General features: G+C 63.0%; 12 protein-coding genes. 5 read left to right on the forward strand and 7 right to left on the reverse strand.

Annotated features, from left to right (window positions below; translation table 11 throughout):
• The first annotated feature begins 17 nt into the window (after positions 1 to 17).
• Positions 18 to 545 carry a dienelactone hydrolase family protein gene (locus N181_RS09275; protein ID WP_037396550.1) on the forward strand — a complete coding sequence of 176 codons (528 nt, stop codon included), beginning with the start codon at positions 18 to 20 and terminating at the stop codon, positions 543 to 545.
• 81 nt (positions 546 to 626) lie between these two features.
• Here the strand turns inward: N181_RS09275 and N181_RS09280 are convergent, their stop codons facing one another.
• The 4 genes from N181_RS09280 to N181_RS09295 all read right to left on the reverse strand — a co-directional run bounded on the left by N181_RS09280 (position 627) and on the right by N181_RS09295 (position 4,636).
• Positions 627 to 1,178 carry a hypothetical protein gene (locus N181_RS09280; RefSeq protein WP_037396548.1) on the reverse strand — a complete coding sequence of 184 codons (552 nt, stop codon included), beginning with the start codon at positions 1,176 to 1,178 and terminating at the stop codon, positions 627 to 629.
• Between the two features lie 94 nt (positions 1,179 to 1,272).
• Positions 1,273 to 2,352 carry a YcjF family protein gene (locus tag N181_RS09285; protein ID WP_037396545.1) on the reverse strand — a complete coding sequence of 360 codons (1,080 nt, stop codon included), beginning with the start codon at positions 2,350 to 2,352 and terminating at the stop codon, positions 1,273 to 1,275.
• Complete coding sequence (locus N181_RS09290) at positions 2,349 to 3,836, reverse strand: YcjX family GTP-binding protein (protein WP_037396542.1); 1,488 nt, start codon at positions 3,834 to 3,836, stop codon at positions 2,349 to 2,351. The genes N181_RS09285 and N181_RS09290 overlap by 4 nt, the downstream gene beginning before the upstream one ends.
• A gap of 266 nt (positions 3,837 to 4,102) precedes the next feature.
• The gene (locus N181_RS09295; RefSeq protein ID WP_037396541.1) at positions 4,103 to 4,636 is read right to left on the reverse strand and encodes a SixA phosphatase family protein; all 534 of its coding nucleotides are present in this window, start codon (positions 4,634 to 4,636) and stop codon (positions 4,103 to 4,105) included.
• Between the two features lie 391 nt (positions 4,637 to 5,027).
• Between N181_RS09295 and dksA the strand changes: the two genes are divergently transcribed.
• Positions 5,028 to 5,447 (forward strand): RNA polymerase-binding protein DksA, encoded by a 420-nt coding sequence (dksA, locus tag N181_RS09300; protein ID WP_012708186.1) that lies wholly within the window; start codon positions 5,028 to 5,030, stop codon positions 5,445 to 5,447.
• A gap of 106 nt (positions 5,448 to 5,553) precedes the next feature.
• Here the strand turns inward: dksA and N181_RS09305 are convergent, their stop codons facing one another.
• A complete protein-coding gene (locus N181_RS09305) occupies positions 5,554 to 6,558 on the reverse strand; it encodes a flagellar biosynthetic protein FliO (RefSeq protein WP_037396540.1) in 1,005 nt (334 codons plus the stop codon).
• A 366-nt stretch (positions 6,559 to 6,924) separates the two neighbouring features.
• Between N181_RS09305 and cckA the strand changes: the two genes are divergently transcribed.
• A complete protein-coding gene (gene cckA / locus N181_RS09310; protein WP_060563345.1) occupies positions 6,925 to 9,522 on the forward strand; it encodes a cell cycle histidine kinase CckA in 2,598 nt (865 codons plus the stop codon).
• A 55-nt stretch (positions 9,523 to 9,577) separates the two neighbouring features.
• Here cckA and N181_RS09315 read toward each other — a convergent pair whose 3' ends face one another.
• Positions 9,578 to 10,516 (reverse strand): pseudouridine-5'-phosphate glycosidase, encoded by a 939-nt coding sequence (locus tag N181_RS09315; RefSeq protein ID WP_037396538.1) that lies wholly within the window; start codon positions 10,514 to 10,516, stop codon positions 9,578 to 9,580.
• Between the two features lie 76 nt (positions 10,517 to 10,592).
• Positions 10,593 to 11,540 carry a carbohydrate kinase family protein gene (locus N181_RS09320; protein WP_037396535.1) on the reverse strand — a complete coding sequence of 316 codons (948 nt, stop codon included), beginning with the start codon at positions 11,538 to 11,540 and terminating at the stop codon, positions 10,593 to 10,595.
• A gap of 231 nt (positions 11,541 to 11,771) precedes the next feature.
• Between N181_RS09320 and recA the strand changes: the two genes are divergently transcribed.
• Both recA and alaS read left to right on the forward strand, forming a co-directional pair.
• Positions 11,772 to 12,857, forward strand: coding sequence for a recombinase RecA (gene recA / locus N181_RS09325; protein ID WP_014328498.1), 1,086 nt, complete (start codon positions 11,772 to 11,774; stop codon positions 12,855 to 12,857).
• A 241-nt stretch (positions 12,858 to 13,098) separates the two neighbouring features.
• On the forward strand, positions 13,099 to 15,762 hold the full coding sequence (alaS, locus tag N181_RS09330; protein ID WP_037396533.1) for an alanine--tRNA ligase: 2,664 nt from the start codon (positions 13,099 to 13,101) through the stop codon (positions 15,760 to 15,762).
• Positions 15,763 to 15,792 lie beyond the last annotated feature (30 nt).

Genomic DNA, 15,792 nt, shown 5'->3' on the forward strand with positions numbered 1-15,792 from the left:
ATATCTGGAAGGCCGCGATGCGTTTACTGATCGTCACCGACATCCACGGTCGGCCGTCAGCCCATCATTGCCTGTCGCACTGTCTGCCTGGTGTGCAGCAATCGGTCTCTCGCACTGTAAGCCTCTGCGATCTGCTTGGCGTGAACCCTACGGGCGAACGCTTGCATCGCGAGCTTGTTGAAAACGATGGATTTATCCGGGCAGCCGAACGTCTGGCGGGCCTTGCGGAATTTGCCGATGTTGCTTTGGGCTATAGCGCTGGCGGCACCGTCCTATGGCACAGCGTGCTTCACGGTTTGACCGTTGATCGGCTGATTTGTATATCCTCGACAAGACTACGCGAGGTCAGGGCCTCGACGATGCCGAAGCCGGCTTTGGTCGTTTTTGGCGAGAATGATCCGAACCAACCCCCGGATTGCTGGGCTAAGGACTCGGCTGTGCGAAGCTATACAGTCCCTGACGCCGGTCATGACTTCTACGCTACGGAAGGACCCGCGCGCCGGCTGTGTCTTGCCAGTATCGCAGGCTTCCTCAACCTGTTGTAGCTGCCGGCCCTGCCAATGCTACTAAAGCGACCTTCGCGTGTCCGATTGGACGCGCGCCGCTGCAGGAGCGGATCGATGCAGCTACTTGATCGAGCCGACGGCGATGTTGTCCATCTGCCTGTTGAGGCTGACGCCGATGACCGGCACCATCGTCTCCTCGACCTTGACGGAGATCGTGATGTTCATGGTCTCAGCGTTCTGCAGGCGGGCAATCATCGCGCCGTTCAATTTTTTGCGGTTGATTCCAACGACGACCTTGTCATTGGCGACATTGCCGGAAACGACGTCCAAGCCCTTGCCGTCGGCGCCGTCGAGGAATTTGCCGGTATAGCTGCCGCCCTTCTGCGTGATCATCGCCGACATCGGCTGCTTGAACACGCCGACGCGGCAGAAGCCGTCAAGCTTGATCCCGGCATCCTTGCCTGAGGCCGGCTCGCCCGTCAGGTCGCAGGTGAATTTGGTGCCCTTGTATTTGCCGGCGACGATCTCGCCGGGGCCTTTCCATTGGCCGGCGACCTTCTCGAAGAAGGCTTTATCGCGGGCACCGGACGATGCTGGCGTCGCGATACCGGCAGTGGCTGCAAGCGCAATGGCGGCAAGGCCGCGAACAATCAAAGAAGGGCGCGAGAACATGATCGATCCTTGATGGGTCAACGTCGAAATCTGGCAACCACATTTGCGTTAAAATGGTTAATGGAGGGTTTCCGCGCTGCGCCTCAAGCACTCTTCACACGCCGTTGGAGCCTCCCGATTTCGAAGCGCCCGGCGTCAGATCAGCCAGAAAACCGCCTATGCCGGGACGCTTCAACGCGCGGAACGGCATGGGCCGGCACAAGTCCATGGCGGCAATGCCGATACGCGCGGTCATGAGGCCGTTGATCACGCCCTCGCCGAGGCGGGCGGAGAGTTTGGACGCCAGACCGTGGCCGAGGACCTGCTGAATCAGGCTGTCGCCGGCGGCGATGGAACCGGTGACCGCCAGATGGGCAATCACATCGCGCATCAGCCGCAGCAGTCCGAGCGTGCCGGGCCGCCCGCCGTAAAGCTCGGCCATTGCCCGAATCATTCGCGCCGACTCGTAGAGGACGTAGCCGAGGTCGACGAGCGCACGGGGGCTGACGGCAGTGACGATCGAGACGCGTTTCGACGCGGCCAGGATGATGCGGCGGGCGTCGCGGTCGAGCGGAGCCAGGAGCTCGCGCTCGGCAAGTTCGACAAGGTGTGGAGCGTCGATGATCTCGCCCTCAGTCTCCGCAAGCCGGGCCCGGCCCTTGGCAGTGCGGGGATTGGCGGCAAGCAGGTGAACCAATCGCGCAGTCGTGGCGCGTGCGGTCTTGCTGTTGCCGAGCGTCGTTGCTTCGGCGACCTCCGATTTCAGTTTCTGGATCGCCGTCAACTGCATCAGACCGGCAAGTTCACGGCCGACGACGACCAGGAAGGCGAGGGTACCGATCGCCACGACGCCGATCGCCGCATAGCCGAGCCAATCGGCCCGCGAGAAGAGATCGCGCACAAGGTGGTCGATCCACAGCCCCGTGGCGAGCGACAGGACAATGGCGACTGCCCCGGCGGCCACCTTGCCGAAGGAGAGGCGACGCCGGCGGGGGCGCGCCTCGGGGGGATCGAGCGCCTCGACGGCAGTGCTCGTGGCCATGAAAGGGTCCTCTGCGTCAGGCGTCAATACGACCTTGTCGCTGAAACTTGCCGGCGGGCGTCGCGGCGTTTGCGAGCGCTGTGCCGAAGGCGTTTCGGGTTCCATCGGGAAGACGGCGGGCTTGCGGGGGCGATGCTTGGGATCATCGGTCATGCAAGTCGGTCTCCAAGCAGGAACTGCATGGCTCGGTCGAGCCGGATGTGCGGGACGGAGAGCTTCAATCCGCCGCGCGTCTCCTCGAGATGCGGGGGACGGAAGCGCACGAAATTCAACTCCGGCATCGAGTGTTCGGATTGGGCCGGGATGGGACCGCCGACGATAGCCTCGAAAAGAACTTCAGGATCCTCCGGTAAGTCGCCGGGAAATATCGCTGTTTTCCTTTCTCCGTCGAAGACGTCTCCATTGATCCGCTCCCCGGTGATCGGCGTGCCGACAATGACGGGCAGGGCGTGTCCGTCATGATTGACCGTCGCCTCGCGCGTCGCCCGCACCGAGGCGAGCGCCATGACTTCGAGGTTGGCACCGCTCATGCCGATACGATCTGCGGCACGGCCGACGAGCCGCGTGGCGATCCGCTCAAGCCGATCATGGCTCTCATGGTGAAGGTGATCGGCCTTTGTTGCGGCGATCAGCACCCGATCTATACGGCGGGTGAGGAGGGAGGAAAGCCAGGAATTGGTGCCCGGTCGAAAACAGGCAAGCACGTCGGCCAGCGCCTGCTCCAGGTCGCGCAATGCCTCCGGTCCGCGATTGATCGCTTGCAGCGCGTCGACGAGCACGATCTGGCGATCGAGCCTGGCAAAGTGCTCGCGGAAGAATGGGCTCACCACATGCGTCTTGTAGGCCTCATACCGCCGTTCCATCATCGCCCATAGCGAACCCTTCGGCGCCCGACCTTCAGGCAGGTTCGGGAGCGGAGAAAAGGTGAGGGCCGGCGACCCCTCGAGATCACCCGGCATCAGGAAACGGCCGGGCGGCAGAGTGGATAGCGAATGGTCGTCTTCCTTGCAGGCTCTGAGATAGGCGGTGAAGCTGTCTGCGAGGCGGCGGGCGGTGCCCTCATCGGCCGCCGCTTCCCCTCCAGTCGCGGAGGCAAGTGCCAGCCATTCGCGCGACAGCGCCGCGCGCGCGCCTATCTGCGCCCGCTTTGCGGTCGTTTCGCTGAATTGCCGGAAATCCAGGGCGAGCAGCGGCAGATCCAGCAACCACTCGCCCGGATAGTCGACGATATCGATCGACAGGCGCCCGGCGGAAAACATCCGGTTCCAGCCGCTTGCGCTTTCGTAGTCGAGGGTGATCCGCAATTGCGAGATCGCCCTCGTCGAATCCGGCCAGACGCGGTCGCGCACGAGAGCGGCTATATGATCCTCGTACTGGAAGCGCGGGACAGCATCATCCGGCTGGGGCTCAAGCCTCACCTTCGATACTCGCCCGGAGCGGACCGGCTCGAAAAGCGGCAGGCGTCCGCCGTTCAGAAGGTTGTGCACCAGCGAAGAGATGAAGACGGTCTTGCCTGCCCGCGACAGCCCGGTCACACCGAGCCTGAGGGAGGGACTGACGAACCCGGCCGCGCGATCGGCGAGGTTGTCCATGGCGATCAGCGCGCCGTCTTTGAAGCTTGTCAGTAAGGACGCCAAATGTCTCCGCCCCTTGGGGATTGTTGCATCGATCCGGCATTACTGCCAGTACCCTACTGCATGTCTCCTTAAATCGACTTCGATTTAAGGACGAAGACATGCAGCAATTCAAAGTGCTACAGCGACCTTTGCGCGCCTGATAAGGCGCGCCGCGCTGTAGGGGGTTACGGGCATCCACTTGTCTCGCGATATAGGAAGTGTTTCCGTCTGCGCAATGATGCACGCCATTTGACCGTTTCCCGATTCCAGTTCGAAGGCGGCGAGGTTCACCGCCTAGCGACTTCGCCGGGCTCCGGGAGCAGCAATTTCGAAAGCGCCGCGGCCGAGATGCGGCCGACTGCGGAATGGGCAGGGAAATCGATGACCGCCAATCCGGCCGGCGGATAGCCGTTCGCCAATGCCGAGGCGGATTGCTGCTCGCCGAGGAAGTGGCGGAAAACATCCTCGATCATCGGATTGTGCCCGATCAGCATCAGAGACGACTGATCAGCATGCGCCTCGACCAGATCCGTGTAGACCCCGGCGGGCCCGGCATAGAGCTGGTCGACGTAGCGGATGTCGATATCTTCGCCGAGCGTGCGCCGGAATGGTTCGGCGGTCTGGCGGCAGCGCATTGCGGTCGAGCAAAGGATGAGATCCGGGGATATCCCATGATCCGCCGCACTTTGCGCAATCAGCTCCGCCTCGGCATAGCCTGTCTCGTCAAGCGTACGGTCGAAATCCCTTTGTCCAGGCAGGGCCCAGCCGGACCGGGCGTGACGCAGGAGGATGAGGCGGAAGGCCGGAGCACTGTCTTGCATATATCCATCCGAATCTGATGCCGCCGGGGTCTGCGAACCTCAAATCGTTCGCCGGTTACCGTCGCGAAGGTAACTTGTCTCCCTGTGGGCACAAAGATCAAGCCGTTCTCCACGGTTTTCATTCGACACTCCCAATGCCATTGAAATGGCGCATGTCGATACCGGATGTCGCAATTCGGAATGTGGGGACGGTGAGGGCGGATGCTTGTTGTCGCGCGCCAGCGGGAATATTATAGGAAGCGTTTCGTGTGTATTTTTGATGAAATATTCGCCAGTTAGCCTGGAATGCAAGCATTGTTAAAATAAGCGTAGGTGTCGTCCGCGAGGCTTGAATCGGGCCCTTCATAGGTCTATACACCGCCGCAATGAGATGTTCTTCAGGAGAATCGCGTTGAGTGAGAAGATCGATCTTAGTACCTATGTCCTCTCCGAGGACGAGGATTTCATGAATGCCAATCACCGCGCATATTTTCGCGCAAAGCTGAATGCCTGGAAAAACGATATCCTTCGCGAAGCCCGCGAGACGCTGGATCACCTCGCTGAGGAGAGCGCCAATCATCCGGATCTCGCAGACCGAGCCTCCTCAGAAACAGACCGGGCGATCGAATTGCGCGCCCGGGATCGTCAGCGGAAGCTCATCGCCAAAATCGACGCCGCCTTGCAGCGCCTCGACGAAGGCACCTACGGCTATTGCGAGGAAACCGGTGAACCGATCGGCCTGAAGCGCCTGGATGCCCGGCCGATTGCAACGCTCTCGATCGAGGCGCAGGAGCGTCACGAGCGTCGCGAGAAGGTTTATCGGGACGAGTAGTTTCGGCTTTCCGGCCTTACAAAAACGGCGCGGCTTGGCTGCGCCGTTTTTCTTTGCGCCATTGGGACAACAAATCCGAAAGCGGCAGGCATTCGTGCTCCGCCGATCAGGATTTACGACCAGCGGAAATGTCGGCCAGCATCCGGCTCATTTCTTCCTCGATCGTCTCTTCCTTGCGCGCGTCGTCTGATGCCGGGCCGAGTATCGGTTCCAGACGGGCGCTTGCCGCTGCCGCCGGGCGGACGTCGGGTCTCGGCGCCACCGTCGGGGAAAGCCGCTGGAGATCGCCGCTGATTTCCGCATCGAGGAAACGTTCGAATTCCGCTGACTTGTCGACGGCGACCGGTTCGGCCGGTCGGGCCGGCGCGGGCGGGGTCTGGACTGGTCGCGGCGGTTCCGGCGCGGCTGATATCGGCTGCGAAACCCGGTCGTCGCGCGGTGGCGGGGTCATAGGGACAATACGGTCGCGAAGGCTGCTAAGCGTCCCCTGAGGCGGCTCCGCCGTGGATACCGGAGCAATGTCCGGTGCGGGTGGGGCGTTCGTGGCGGCGGGCTGCGGCCGAGGCGGCGGTTCGACCGCAATGATGGGTCGTTGGGGCGCGGTCGCCTCGGGCTTCGGTGCGAGCTCTGGTACCCGGGCGGGCACCGCGCGCGCCGGCTCATCCGATGTCACCGGGCGGATCGGCTCTATTTTTGCTGTTTCTACAGGTGCGGGGGGCGTGACCGGTTGAGGTCCCGGGTCGGCACGCACCGGCGCGACCGGAGCCTTCGCGGCCTGTTGTTCCGACGCCGCGCGACCGGTACTCGCGGCCGGCGCCGCGTCATCAGGCACGATGCGGCTTTCGATGACGATATCCGTGGGGCCGCCGATCATGATCAGATGCTCGACGTCATCGCGGCGGACCAGCACGAGCCGCCGGCGCGTGTCGACGGCGGCGGCATCGAGCACGGCAAGACGCGGCTGTCGGTTCTTGCCGCCGCGCACGAAGGGAGACGAGGGTCTGTTTCGCATGATCCAGAGCACCGCCACGAGGCACAGGAGGCCGATCGCCACGGCTCCGGCGGCGACGATGAATCGGCTACCGTTGTCCCCGACCAACGTTTCCATCATGGGCTGAACTCCTTTTACCGGTCGAATTGCAACATTTGACGGCTTTTTTCGGGCCGGGACAAGCTTGCGTCCGACATTCCCTGTGAATTGACCGCTGCGCTTCCGCTGAGACGCTTTCTGCTGTTATCTCTGATTGTTAAAGATGATTCCAGTTCGACGAAGCGGATGCGGCACACGTGAGTCTCGCAAAGGCCGGTCGGATGCCGGCAACTGCATAGGACCTTAAACCGGGCTGGTTTTGGGGATAAATTATGCGGCAATTCAAAGGATTACGGTGGCCCTTGTGCGTCAGCGGGATGTGCGGCGCGGCAAGTCAGCGGGGTGCCGGTATAGCGGCGGACGACTCCGCCAGCAGGTGAGGACCCGATGACGAAATTGCGGCAGTCAGGTGATTACCAGATGCCGGTCGTTGACCGGGGCGTGCGGCCGGGCACCGTGTTCAGGATCATCGTGCTGGCGATCGTATTGACCGCGTCTGCCGCGGCCTTCGTCGTCTTCAAGAACCAGCTGGAGAACGAAATCGTCCTCGGCATTCTCGGCGTGCTGGCGATGGTCGGAATATTCTTCCTGGTATCGTCGGTGATCGGCTTCATCGAGGTCATGCCACAGTCGCGGCCGGATGAACTGGCACGCGCCTTTCTCGATGCCCATGAGGACGGCACCGTCGTCACCGACCGCAAGGGGCGCATCGTCTATGCGAACGCCGCCTATGGCGCCCTGACCGGCGCGAAAGGTGCCGCCGGCGTCCAGTCGCTGGAAACCATCCTGTCGCGCAACAGGGAGGCGACAGAGGCGATCTACCGGCTGACCAACGGCCTGCACGAGGGCAAGCAGGGACACGAGGAGTTCCGCCTCCTGAAGCCTCTGGCGAATGGCGCGATGACCGGCTCGGGCGCGCATTGGTTTCGACTGAAGGCGCGGGTGCTGCCGCTGGAGGATGCCAACAGCAACCCGCTCTATCTGTGGCAGATTGCCGATATCACCGCCGAGCGCGACGACCAGGAGCGTTTCTTCAAGGAACTGCAGAACGCCATCGACTATCTCGACCATGCGCCGGCGGGCTTTTTCTCCGCCGGACGCAAGGGTGAAATCTTCTACATCAACGCCACGCTTGCCGATTGGCTTGGGATCGATCTCACCAAGTTCCAGCCGGGAACGATCAGCATTGCCGATCTCGTCGCCGGCGAGGGACTTGCGCTCATTCAATCCGTGCAGGCTGAGCCCGGCCTGAAGAAGACCAAGATTCTGGATCTCGACCTGCGCAAGGGGAGCGGCCAGAGCCTGCCGGCAAGATTGATCCATCGCGTTTCCTCGACCCGCGACGGTGCGCCCGGGGAAAGCAGGACGATCGTCATGTCTCGCGAGGGCGACGACGGCGATCAGTCGGCCTCGAATGCGACGATGCGGTTCACGCGCTTCTTCAACAACACGCCGATGGCCATAGCCTCGGTGGACGGCGACGGGCGGATCCTTAGAACCAACGCCCCCTTCCTGAAGCTCTTCGCCGGCCTCGTTTCGCAGGACGACGTCGAGCGCGGCATCATGATCGGCGCGGTCATGCACGCCGCCGAGCGGGGTCAACTCGAAGAGGCGCTCGCCGCGGCCAAGGACCGGCAAGGCGACATAGCGCCAATCGATTCGCTGCATCCGGCCGATGAAGGACGCCACTTCCGTTTCTACGTGAACGCCGTCATCGACCAGAGCGACCAGGCACCGGAAGAGGCGGCGATCGTCTATGCGCTGGAGATCACCGAGCAGAAGGCGCTCGAGAACCAGATGGCGCAGACGCAGAAGATGAATGCGGTGGGGACGCTCGCCGGCGGCATCGCGCATGACTTCAATAACGTCCTGACGGCCATCTTGCTTTCTGCCGACCATCTGCTGCTTTCGGCGCGGCCGGCCGATGCGACTTTCGCCGACCTGATGGAAATCAAGCGGAACGCCAACCGCGCCGCCGTCCTGGTGCGGCAATTGCTCGCCTTCTCGCGCAAGCAGACCATGCGGCCGACCGTCCTCAATCTCACCGACGTCATCGGCGACCTGAGGATGCTCGTCGATCGGATGACCGGCACAAATGTCAAAGTGGAGGTGGACTATGGCCGCGACCTCTGGCCGGTGAGGACCGATCTCGGCCAGTTCGAGCAGGTACTGCTCAACCTGGCCGTCAATGCCCGCGACGCCATGCCCGACGGCGGAATCATCACGCTCAGGACACGAAACCTGCCGGCGAGCGACGTCGCCGCACTCGGACGTCGGGAAGTGCCGGAAGACGACTTCGTCATGGTCGAAGTCTCCGATCAGGGCACGGGTATCCCGGCGGAGATCATGGACAAGATCTTCGAACCATTCTTCACGACGAAGGAGGTCGGCAAGGGTACGGGTCTCGGGCTTTCGATGGTCTATGGCATCGTCAAGCAGTCGGGCGGCTATATCTATCCGGACTCGGAGGCCGGCAAAGGCACGACCTTCCGTATCCTGCTGCCGCGCTACGTGGAAACCGCAGAGGCGCGTGAGGAGCCCACTTCGCGCGCGGCGACTGCCGTTGCCACTCCGGCGCCGACCGCGGCACAGAGTGAGCCTGCGGATCTCACCGGCGATTCCGCCGTGGTCTTGCTCGTCGAGGACGAGGAGGCGGTCCGCCGCGGCGGCAAGCGGATGCTCGAGACACGCGGCTATACGGTTCATGAGGCGGGGTCCGGTATTGAAGCGCTCGATATCATGGAAGAGCTCGACGGCGCGGTCGATATCGTCGTTTCGGACGTGGTGATGCCGGAAATGGATGGGCCGACGCTGTTGCGCGAATTGCGGAAGAAATACCCGAACCTGAAGTTCATCTTCGTGTCGGGCTATGCGGAGGACGCCTTTGCCCGCAATCTGCCGGCCGATGCCAAGTTCGGCTTCCTGCCGAAGCCGTTCTCTCTGAAGCAATTGGCGGTCGCCGTCCGCGAAATGCTGGATTCCTGAGGCCACCCGGTAGCCCGGGAAACCCGGCGCTCTTTGCGCCGGGCGCGAACTTCTTCTATTTCGTCTTGCTTGCCGCCAAGGCGACGGCGATTTCGGCTGCAAGGCGCGCGTTGTTCTCGACGAGGGCGATGTTCGTCTCGAGGCTTCGTCCCTCGGTCATGTGGTAGAGGTTGTCGAGCAGATAGGGCGTCACGGCCTTGCCCGAGACCTCGTCGTTCGCCGCATTGTCCAGCGCCCTTGCGATATAGATTTCCATCTCCTCACGCGGGATTTCGCTTTCCTCCGGAACCGGATTGGCAACGAGCATGCCGCCTTCGACGCCGAGCAGTTCGCGCATCCGCTGGAAGTTGGCGATCGCTACCGGGCTGTTCAGCATCAGCGGGCTCTTGAGGCCGGAATCGCGCGACCAGAAGGCGGGGAAGGTCTCGCTGTCATAGGTGACAACCGGGACGCCCCTTGTTTCAAGCACTTCCAGCGTCTTCGGAATGTCAAGAATGGCCTTGGCGCCGGCGCAAACGACGATCACGGCCGTTCGGGCGAGTTCGTCGAGATCGGCGGATATGTCGAAGCTCAGTTCGGCGCCGCGGTGGACGCCGCCGATGCCGCCTGTGGCAAAAACGCTGATGCCGGCGCGGGCAGCCGCAATCATCGTTGCTGCGACCGTCGTGGCGCCGGTGCGGCGCTCGGCGAGGGCAAAGGCAAGGTCGGCGCGCGACAACTTCATGGCTCCCTGGGTCTTCGCAAGCGCCTCCAGCTTCCTGTCGTCGAGGCCGACATGAAGGACGCCGTGGATCACCGCGATAGTGGCCGGAACCGCCCCCTGGTCGCGGATGATCGCCTCGACACTGCGCGCCATGTCGAGATTGCCCGGATAAGGCATGCCGTGCGTGATGATCGTCGATTCCAGTGCCACGAGCGGTGCGCCGCGCGCCTTGGCGGCCGCGACTTCATCGGAGTATTCGATTGGCAGGAAGGGCGAGGTGGGTTTTGTCATGGGCTTTCGCTTCTGATGAGTGGGAGCGGTGCGGGCGGAAAACTGCCGTGCGCCTTCTGCATGCGGCCTGGAGTTTTCATGACAGCATTTGCGGCTCGGGCACAAGGGCCAGAACCTGTGCAAGATTGTCCGCCGACATCTCGACGGCGACGGCGAATGGCGAGTGAAGCGTTATGACTGCCGCGGCGATGCCGTGCCGCAGACACCCGGCGAGACCGGTGCGGTCAAGCCGGGCAGCGAGAAAGCCCGATGCCAGCGCGTCTCCGGCACCGGTCACGTCGGCAAGCGCGGGCAGGGCGGGCGGCACTGCGAGGCAGCTGCTGTTGCGGTCGAAGGCAACCGCCGCCTTGCCGCCGCGGGTGACCACGCCGCCGGAAAGCCCCGCAGAACGCAGCAGCGACGGCCATTCTTCGGCGGCAACGGCCTCGGCGCCGGTCAGCGCACGGGCCTCTGCCTCGTTCATGAAGAGGAAATCGAGCCCGGCCAGGCTTTGGCGGTAGCGGACGACCTTGGCCGGGGAAACGGCGATGCCCGCAAGGATGCGGTTCGATCCGGCCGATGCGTCGACGAGCGCGGCCAGCGTCTCTTGCGGCAGGTTGGCGTCCATCAGCACGAGATCGCTCGCTGCGAGGCGTTCGCGCATGGCGCGTTGCTGCAGCCGGCGCGGTGAGAACAACGTGTAGAGATCCATATCGGCAAGGGCGATCACCAGGTTGCCATCGTTTTCGAGGATCGCCGTATAGCTCGGTGTGTTCCGATCGAGAAAGGTGAACGGGCAATCGATGACGCCCGCGGCGGCCGCTGCGGCTGCGACCATCTCGCCGGCAGCGTCGCCGCCGCGCGGGCTGATCATCCGCACCCGATGGCCAAGACGCGCGAGGCTTCTCGCGGCATTGAAACCGCCGCCGCCCGCTTCCTCGAACCATGTTCCCGGATTGCTCGCTCCAGGCACCGTCATGCCGCCGATACGGCCGCGCCGATCGAGATGGGCGCCGCCCAGAACGATGATTTCCCGCTTCGTCATCTGAACACCTCTATCGGCGAATCGGCGCAATGGCGAGAAGCCGGACTGAACCGCCGCGCAACATGTGGAAAACGAGTACAATATCCCGTGAACAGGAATCGAACACTCTGAAGATATCCATTATAATTCAATTGCTTGAAGTGCCATTGCCAAAGCAGAACAAAACATGTACAAAATCTCCTGCGGCGGCTTCATTGCCTCGATAGCTCCAATAACCTAAAGGTGGACCCAATGGCACAAAACTCTTTGCGGCTCGTAGAGGACAAATCGGTGGACAAAAGCAAGGCACTTGAAGCGGCTCTTTCCCAGATCGAACGTTCGTTCGGCAAGGGATCGATCATGAAGCTCGGATCGAAGGACAGCGTCATCGAGATCGAAACCGTCTCGACCGGATCGCTCGGCCTCGATATCGCGCTCGGCATCGGCGGCCTGCCAAAGGGGCGCATTGTTGAGATTTACGGGCCGGAAAGCTCGGGCAAGACGACGCTGGCCCTGCAGACCATTGCCGAGGCGCAAAAGAAAGGCGGAATCTGCGGCTTTGTCGACGCCGAACATGCGCTCGATCCGATTTATGCGCGCAAACTGGGCGTCGACCTCGAAAACCTGCTGATCTCGCAACCCGATACGGGCGAGCAGGCGCTCGAAATCACCGACACCCTGGTTCGCTCCGGCGCAATCGATGTGCTCGTCGTCGACTCGGTTGCAGCACTCGTGCCGCGTGCCGAAATCGAAGGTGAGATGGGCGACAGCCTGCCGGGCATGCAAGCCCGCCTGATGAGTCAGGCGCTGCGCAAGCTGACGGCATCGATCTCCAAGTCCAATTGCATGGTGATCTTCATCAACCAGATCCGCATGAAGATCGGCGTGATGTTTGGCTCGCCGGAAACGACGACGGGCGGCAACGCGCTGAAATTCTACGCCTCGGTTCGCCTCGACATCCGCCGCATCGGCTCGGTCAAGGAGCGCGAAGAAGTCGTCGGCAACCAGACGCGCGTCAAGGTCGTCAAGAACAAGATGGCGCCGCCCTTCAAGCAGGTCGAATTCGACATCATGTATGGCGAGGGCGTTTCCAAGACCGGTGAACTGATCGACCTCGGCGTCAAGGCCGGCATCGTCGAGAAATCCGGCGCCTGGTTCTCCTACAACAGCCAGCGCCTCGGCCAGGGCCGGGAGAACGCGAAACTTTTCCTGCGTGACAATCCCGATCTTCTGCGCGAGATCGAGATGGCCTTGCGGCAGAATGCTGGCTTGATCGCCGACAAGTTCCTGGAAAACGGTGGACCGGAGAGCGAAGGCGACGAAGCGGCCGACATGTAGCAGTGGCTGGCTCTTAGGAGCGGCTTGAGTTTGGATGCGGCATCAACCGGCCATCGCTCTGATCGGCCGGTTTTTGCTGCCGTCTGGACAGCATGATATGCGGACGATAAAAGCCTGTGGTTCCGGTGGCGGCGTCATCGGGGCGGCGGCTATGCGTGATAGGCGCGGGGTTGAAGAATAGCGGCGCAAAGCGCGAAAAATGCGTGGGTTGCAGCCGGCATGTGCACAGATAGGACGCAAGATGAGCGGCGTGAATGAAATCCGGTCGATGTTTCTCGACTATTTCCGCAAGAACGGTCACGAAAACGTGCCGTCGAGCCCGCTGGTGCCGCGCAACGACCCGACTCTGATGTTCACCAACGCCGGCATGGTGCAGTTCAAGAACGTCTTCACCGGCCTCGAGCAGCGTCCCTATTCGACGGCCGCAACGGCGCAGAAATGCGTGCGCGCCGGCGGCAAGCACAACGACCTCGACAATGTCGGCTATACGGCCCGGCACCACACCTTCTTCGAGATGCTCGGCAACTTCTCCTTTGGCGACTATTTCAAGGAGCGGGCGATCGAGCTCGCCTGGAACCTGATCACCAAGGAATACGGGCTGGATGCCAAGCGCCTGCTCGTCACCGTCTACCACACCGATGACGAAGCCTTCGGCCTCTGGAAGAAGATCGCCGGCTTCAGCGACGACCGGATCATCCGCATTCCGACCAGCGACAACTTCTGGGCCATGGGCGATACCGGCCCCTGCGGGCCGTGCTCGGAAATCTTCTACGATCACGGCGAGCAGATCTGGGGCGGGCCGCCCGGCTCGGCCGAGGAAGACGGCGACCGGTTCATCGAGATCTGGAACCTCGTCTTCATGCAGTACGAGCAGATCACCAAGGAAGAGCGGGTCAACCTGCCGCGCCCGTCGATCGATACCGGCATGGGTCTGGAGCGCCTCGCCGCCGTGCTGCAGGGCCAGCACGACAACTATGATATCGATCTCTTCCGCGCCCTCATCGCGGCCTCCGAGGAAGCGACCGGCGTCAAGGCTGAGGGCGACCGTCGCGCGAGCCACCGCGTCATCGCCGACCATCTGCGTTCCTCCGCCTTCCTGATCGCCGATGGAGTGCTGCCCTCCAACGAAGGCCGCGGCTATGTGCTGCGCCGCATCATGCGCCGCGCCATGCGTCATGCGCAGCTCCTCGGCGCGCAGGAGCCGCTGATGTGGAAGCTGCTGCCGGCGCTCGTCGGCCAGATGGGCCGCGCCTATCCGGAACTGGTCCGTGCCGAAGCGCTGATCTCCGAAACGCTGAAACTCGAGGAAACCCGTTTCCGCAAGACTCTGGAGCGCGGCCTCAGCCTGCTTGGCGACGCTTCGGCCGGCCTTTCCGAAGGCGACCAGTTCGACGGCGAAACGGCTTTCAAGCTCTACGATACCTATGGTTTCCCGCTCGATCTGACGCAGGACGCGCTGCGCGCCAAGGGCATCACCGTCGATACGGACGCGTTTTCGGTTGCCATGCAGCGGCAGAAGGCCGAAGCCCGGGCCAATTGGGCCGGCTCCGGTGAAGCGGCCACCGAGACGATCTGGTTCGAACTTAAGGAAAAGCACGGCGCCACTGATTTCCTCGGCTACGACACGGAATCGGCTGAGGGCGTGGTCCAGGCGATCGTCCGTGATGGCACGGTCGTCGAGTCCGCCAGCAAGGGCGAGGGTGTCCAGTTGATCCTCAACCAGACGCCCTTCTACGGCGAATCCGGCGGCCAGATCGGTGATACCGGCGTGATCGCCACGGAAACGGGCAAGCTTGCGGTCACCGATACGCAGAAGCGCGGCGAAGGGCTCTTCGTCCATTACGGCACCGTCACCGAAGGCATCGTCAAGACGGGCGAGGCGGCGGCGCTTACCGTCGACCATGCGCGCCGTTCGCGGCTGCGCGCCAACCATTCAGCCACGCATCTGCTGCATGAGGCGCTGCGCGAAGTGCTCGGTACCCACGTGGCCCAGAAGGGCTCGCTCGTTGCGCCCGAGCGGCTGCGTTTCGACGTCTCGCATCCGAAGCCGATGACGGCCGAGGAATTGAGGGAAGTCGAGGAGATGGCGAACGAGGTCATCGTCCAGAACACGCCCGTCACGACGCGGCTGATGAGCGTCGACGATGCGATCGCCGAGGGCGCCATGGCGCTGTTTGGCGAGAAATACGGCGACGAGGTCCGTGTCGTTGCGATGGGTCAGGGTGTTCGCGGCTCGAAGGCCGGGAGACCCTATTCGGTCGAGCTCTGCGGCGGCACGCATGTCTCCGCGACCGGCGACATCGGCCTCGTGCGCGTCGTCTCGGAAAGCGCGGTCGGCGCCGGCGTGCGCCGCCTCGAGGCGCTCACCGGCGAGGCGGCCCGAGCCTACCTCAACGAGCAGGACGAGCGCGTCAAGTCGTTGGCGTCTGCCCTCAAGGTCCAGCCCGCTGATGTTCTCGGGCGGGTCGAGGCGCTGCTCGATGAACGTCGCAAGCTCGAACGGGAACTCACCGAAGCCAAGAAGAAGCTCGCCCTCGTCGGCGACAGTCAGAATGGTTCGGGTGAAGCGGCCCGTGAGATCGGCGGCGTCCGCTTCCTCGGCAAGGTCGTATCCGGCGTCGAGCCGAAGGACCTGAAGAGCCTCGCCGATGACGGCAAGAAGACGCTCGGCTCCGGCGTCGTCGCCTTCGTCGGCGTCTCGGGCGACGGCAAGGCGAGCGCCGTGGTTGCTGTCACCGACGATCTCACCTCCAAGGTCAGCGCTGTCGATCTGGTGCGCGTCGCCTCCGCCGCGCTTGGCGGCAAGGGTGGCGGCGGGCGGCCGGACATGGCGCAGGCCGGCGGTCCGGACGGCGGGCGCGCCGCCGAGGCGATCGAAGCGGTCGCTGTGGCGCTTGCCGGTTGAAGAGCATTAAAGACAGAGGAAAGGGCGCTG

This window comes from Sinorhizobium fredii USDA 205, from assembly GCF_001461695.1.
Lineage (GTDB): Bacteria > Pseudomonadota > Alphaproteobacteria > Rhizobiales > Rhizobiaceae > Sinorhizobium > Sinorhizobium fredii.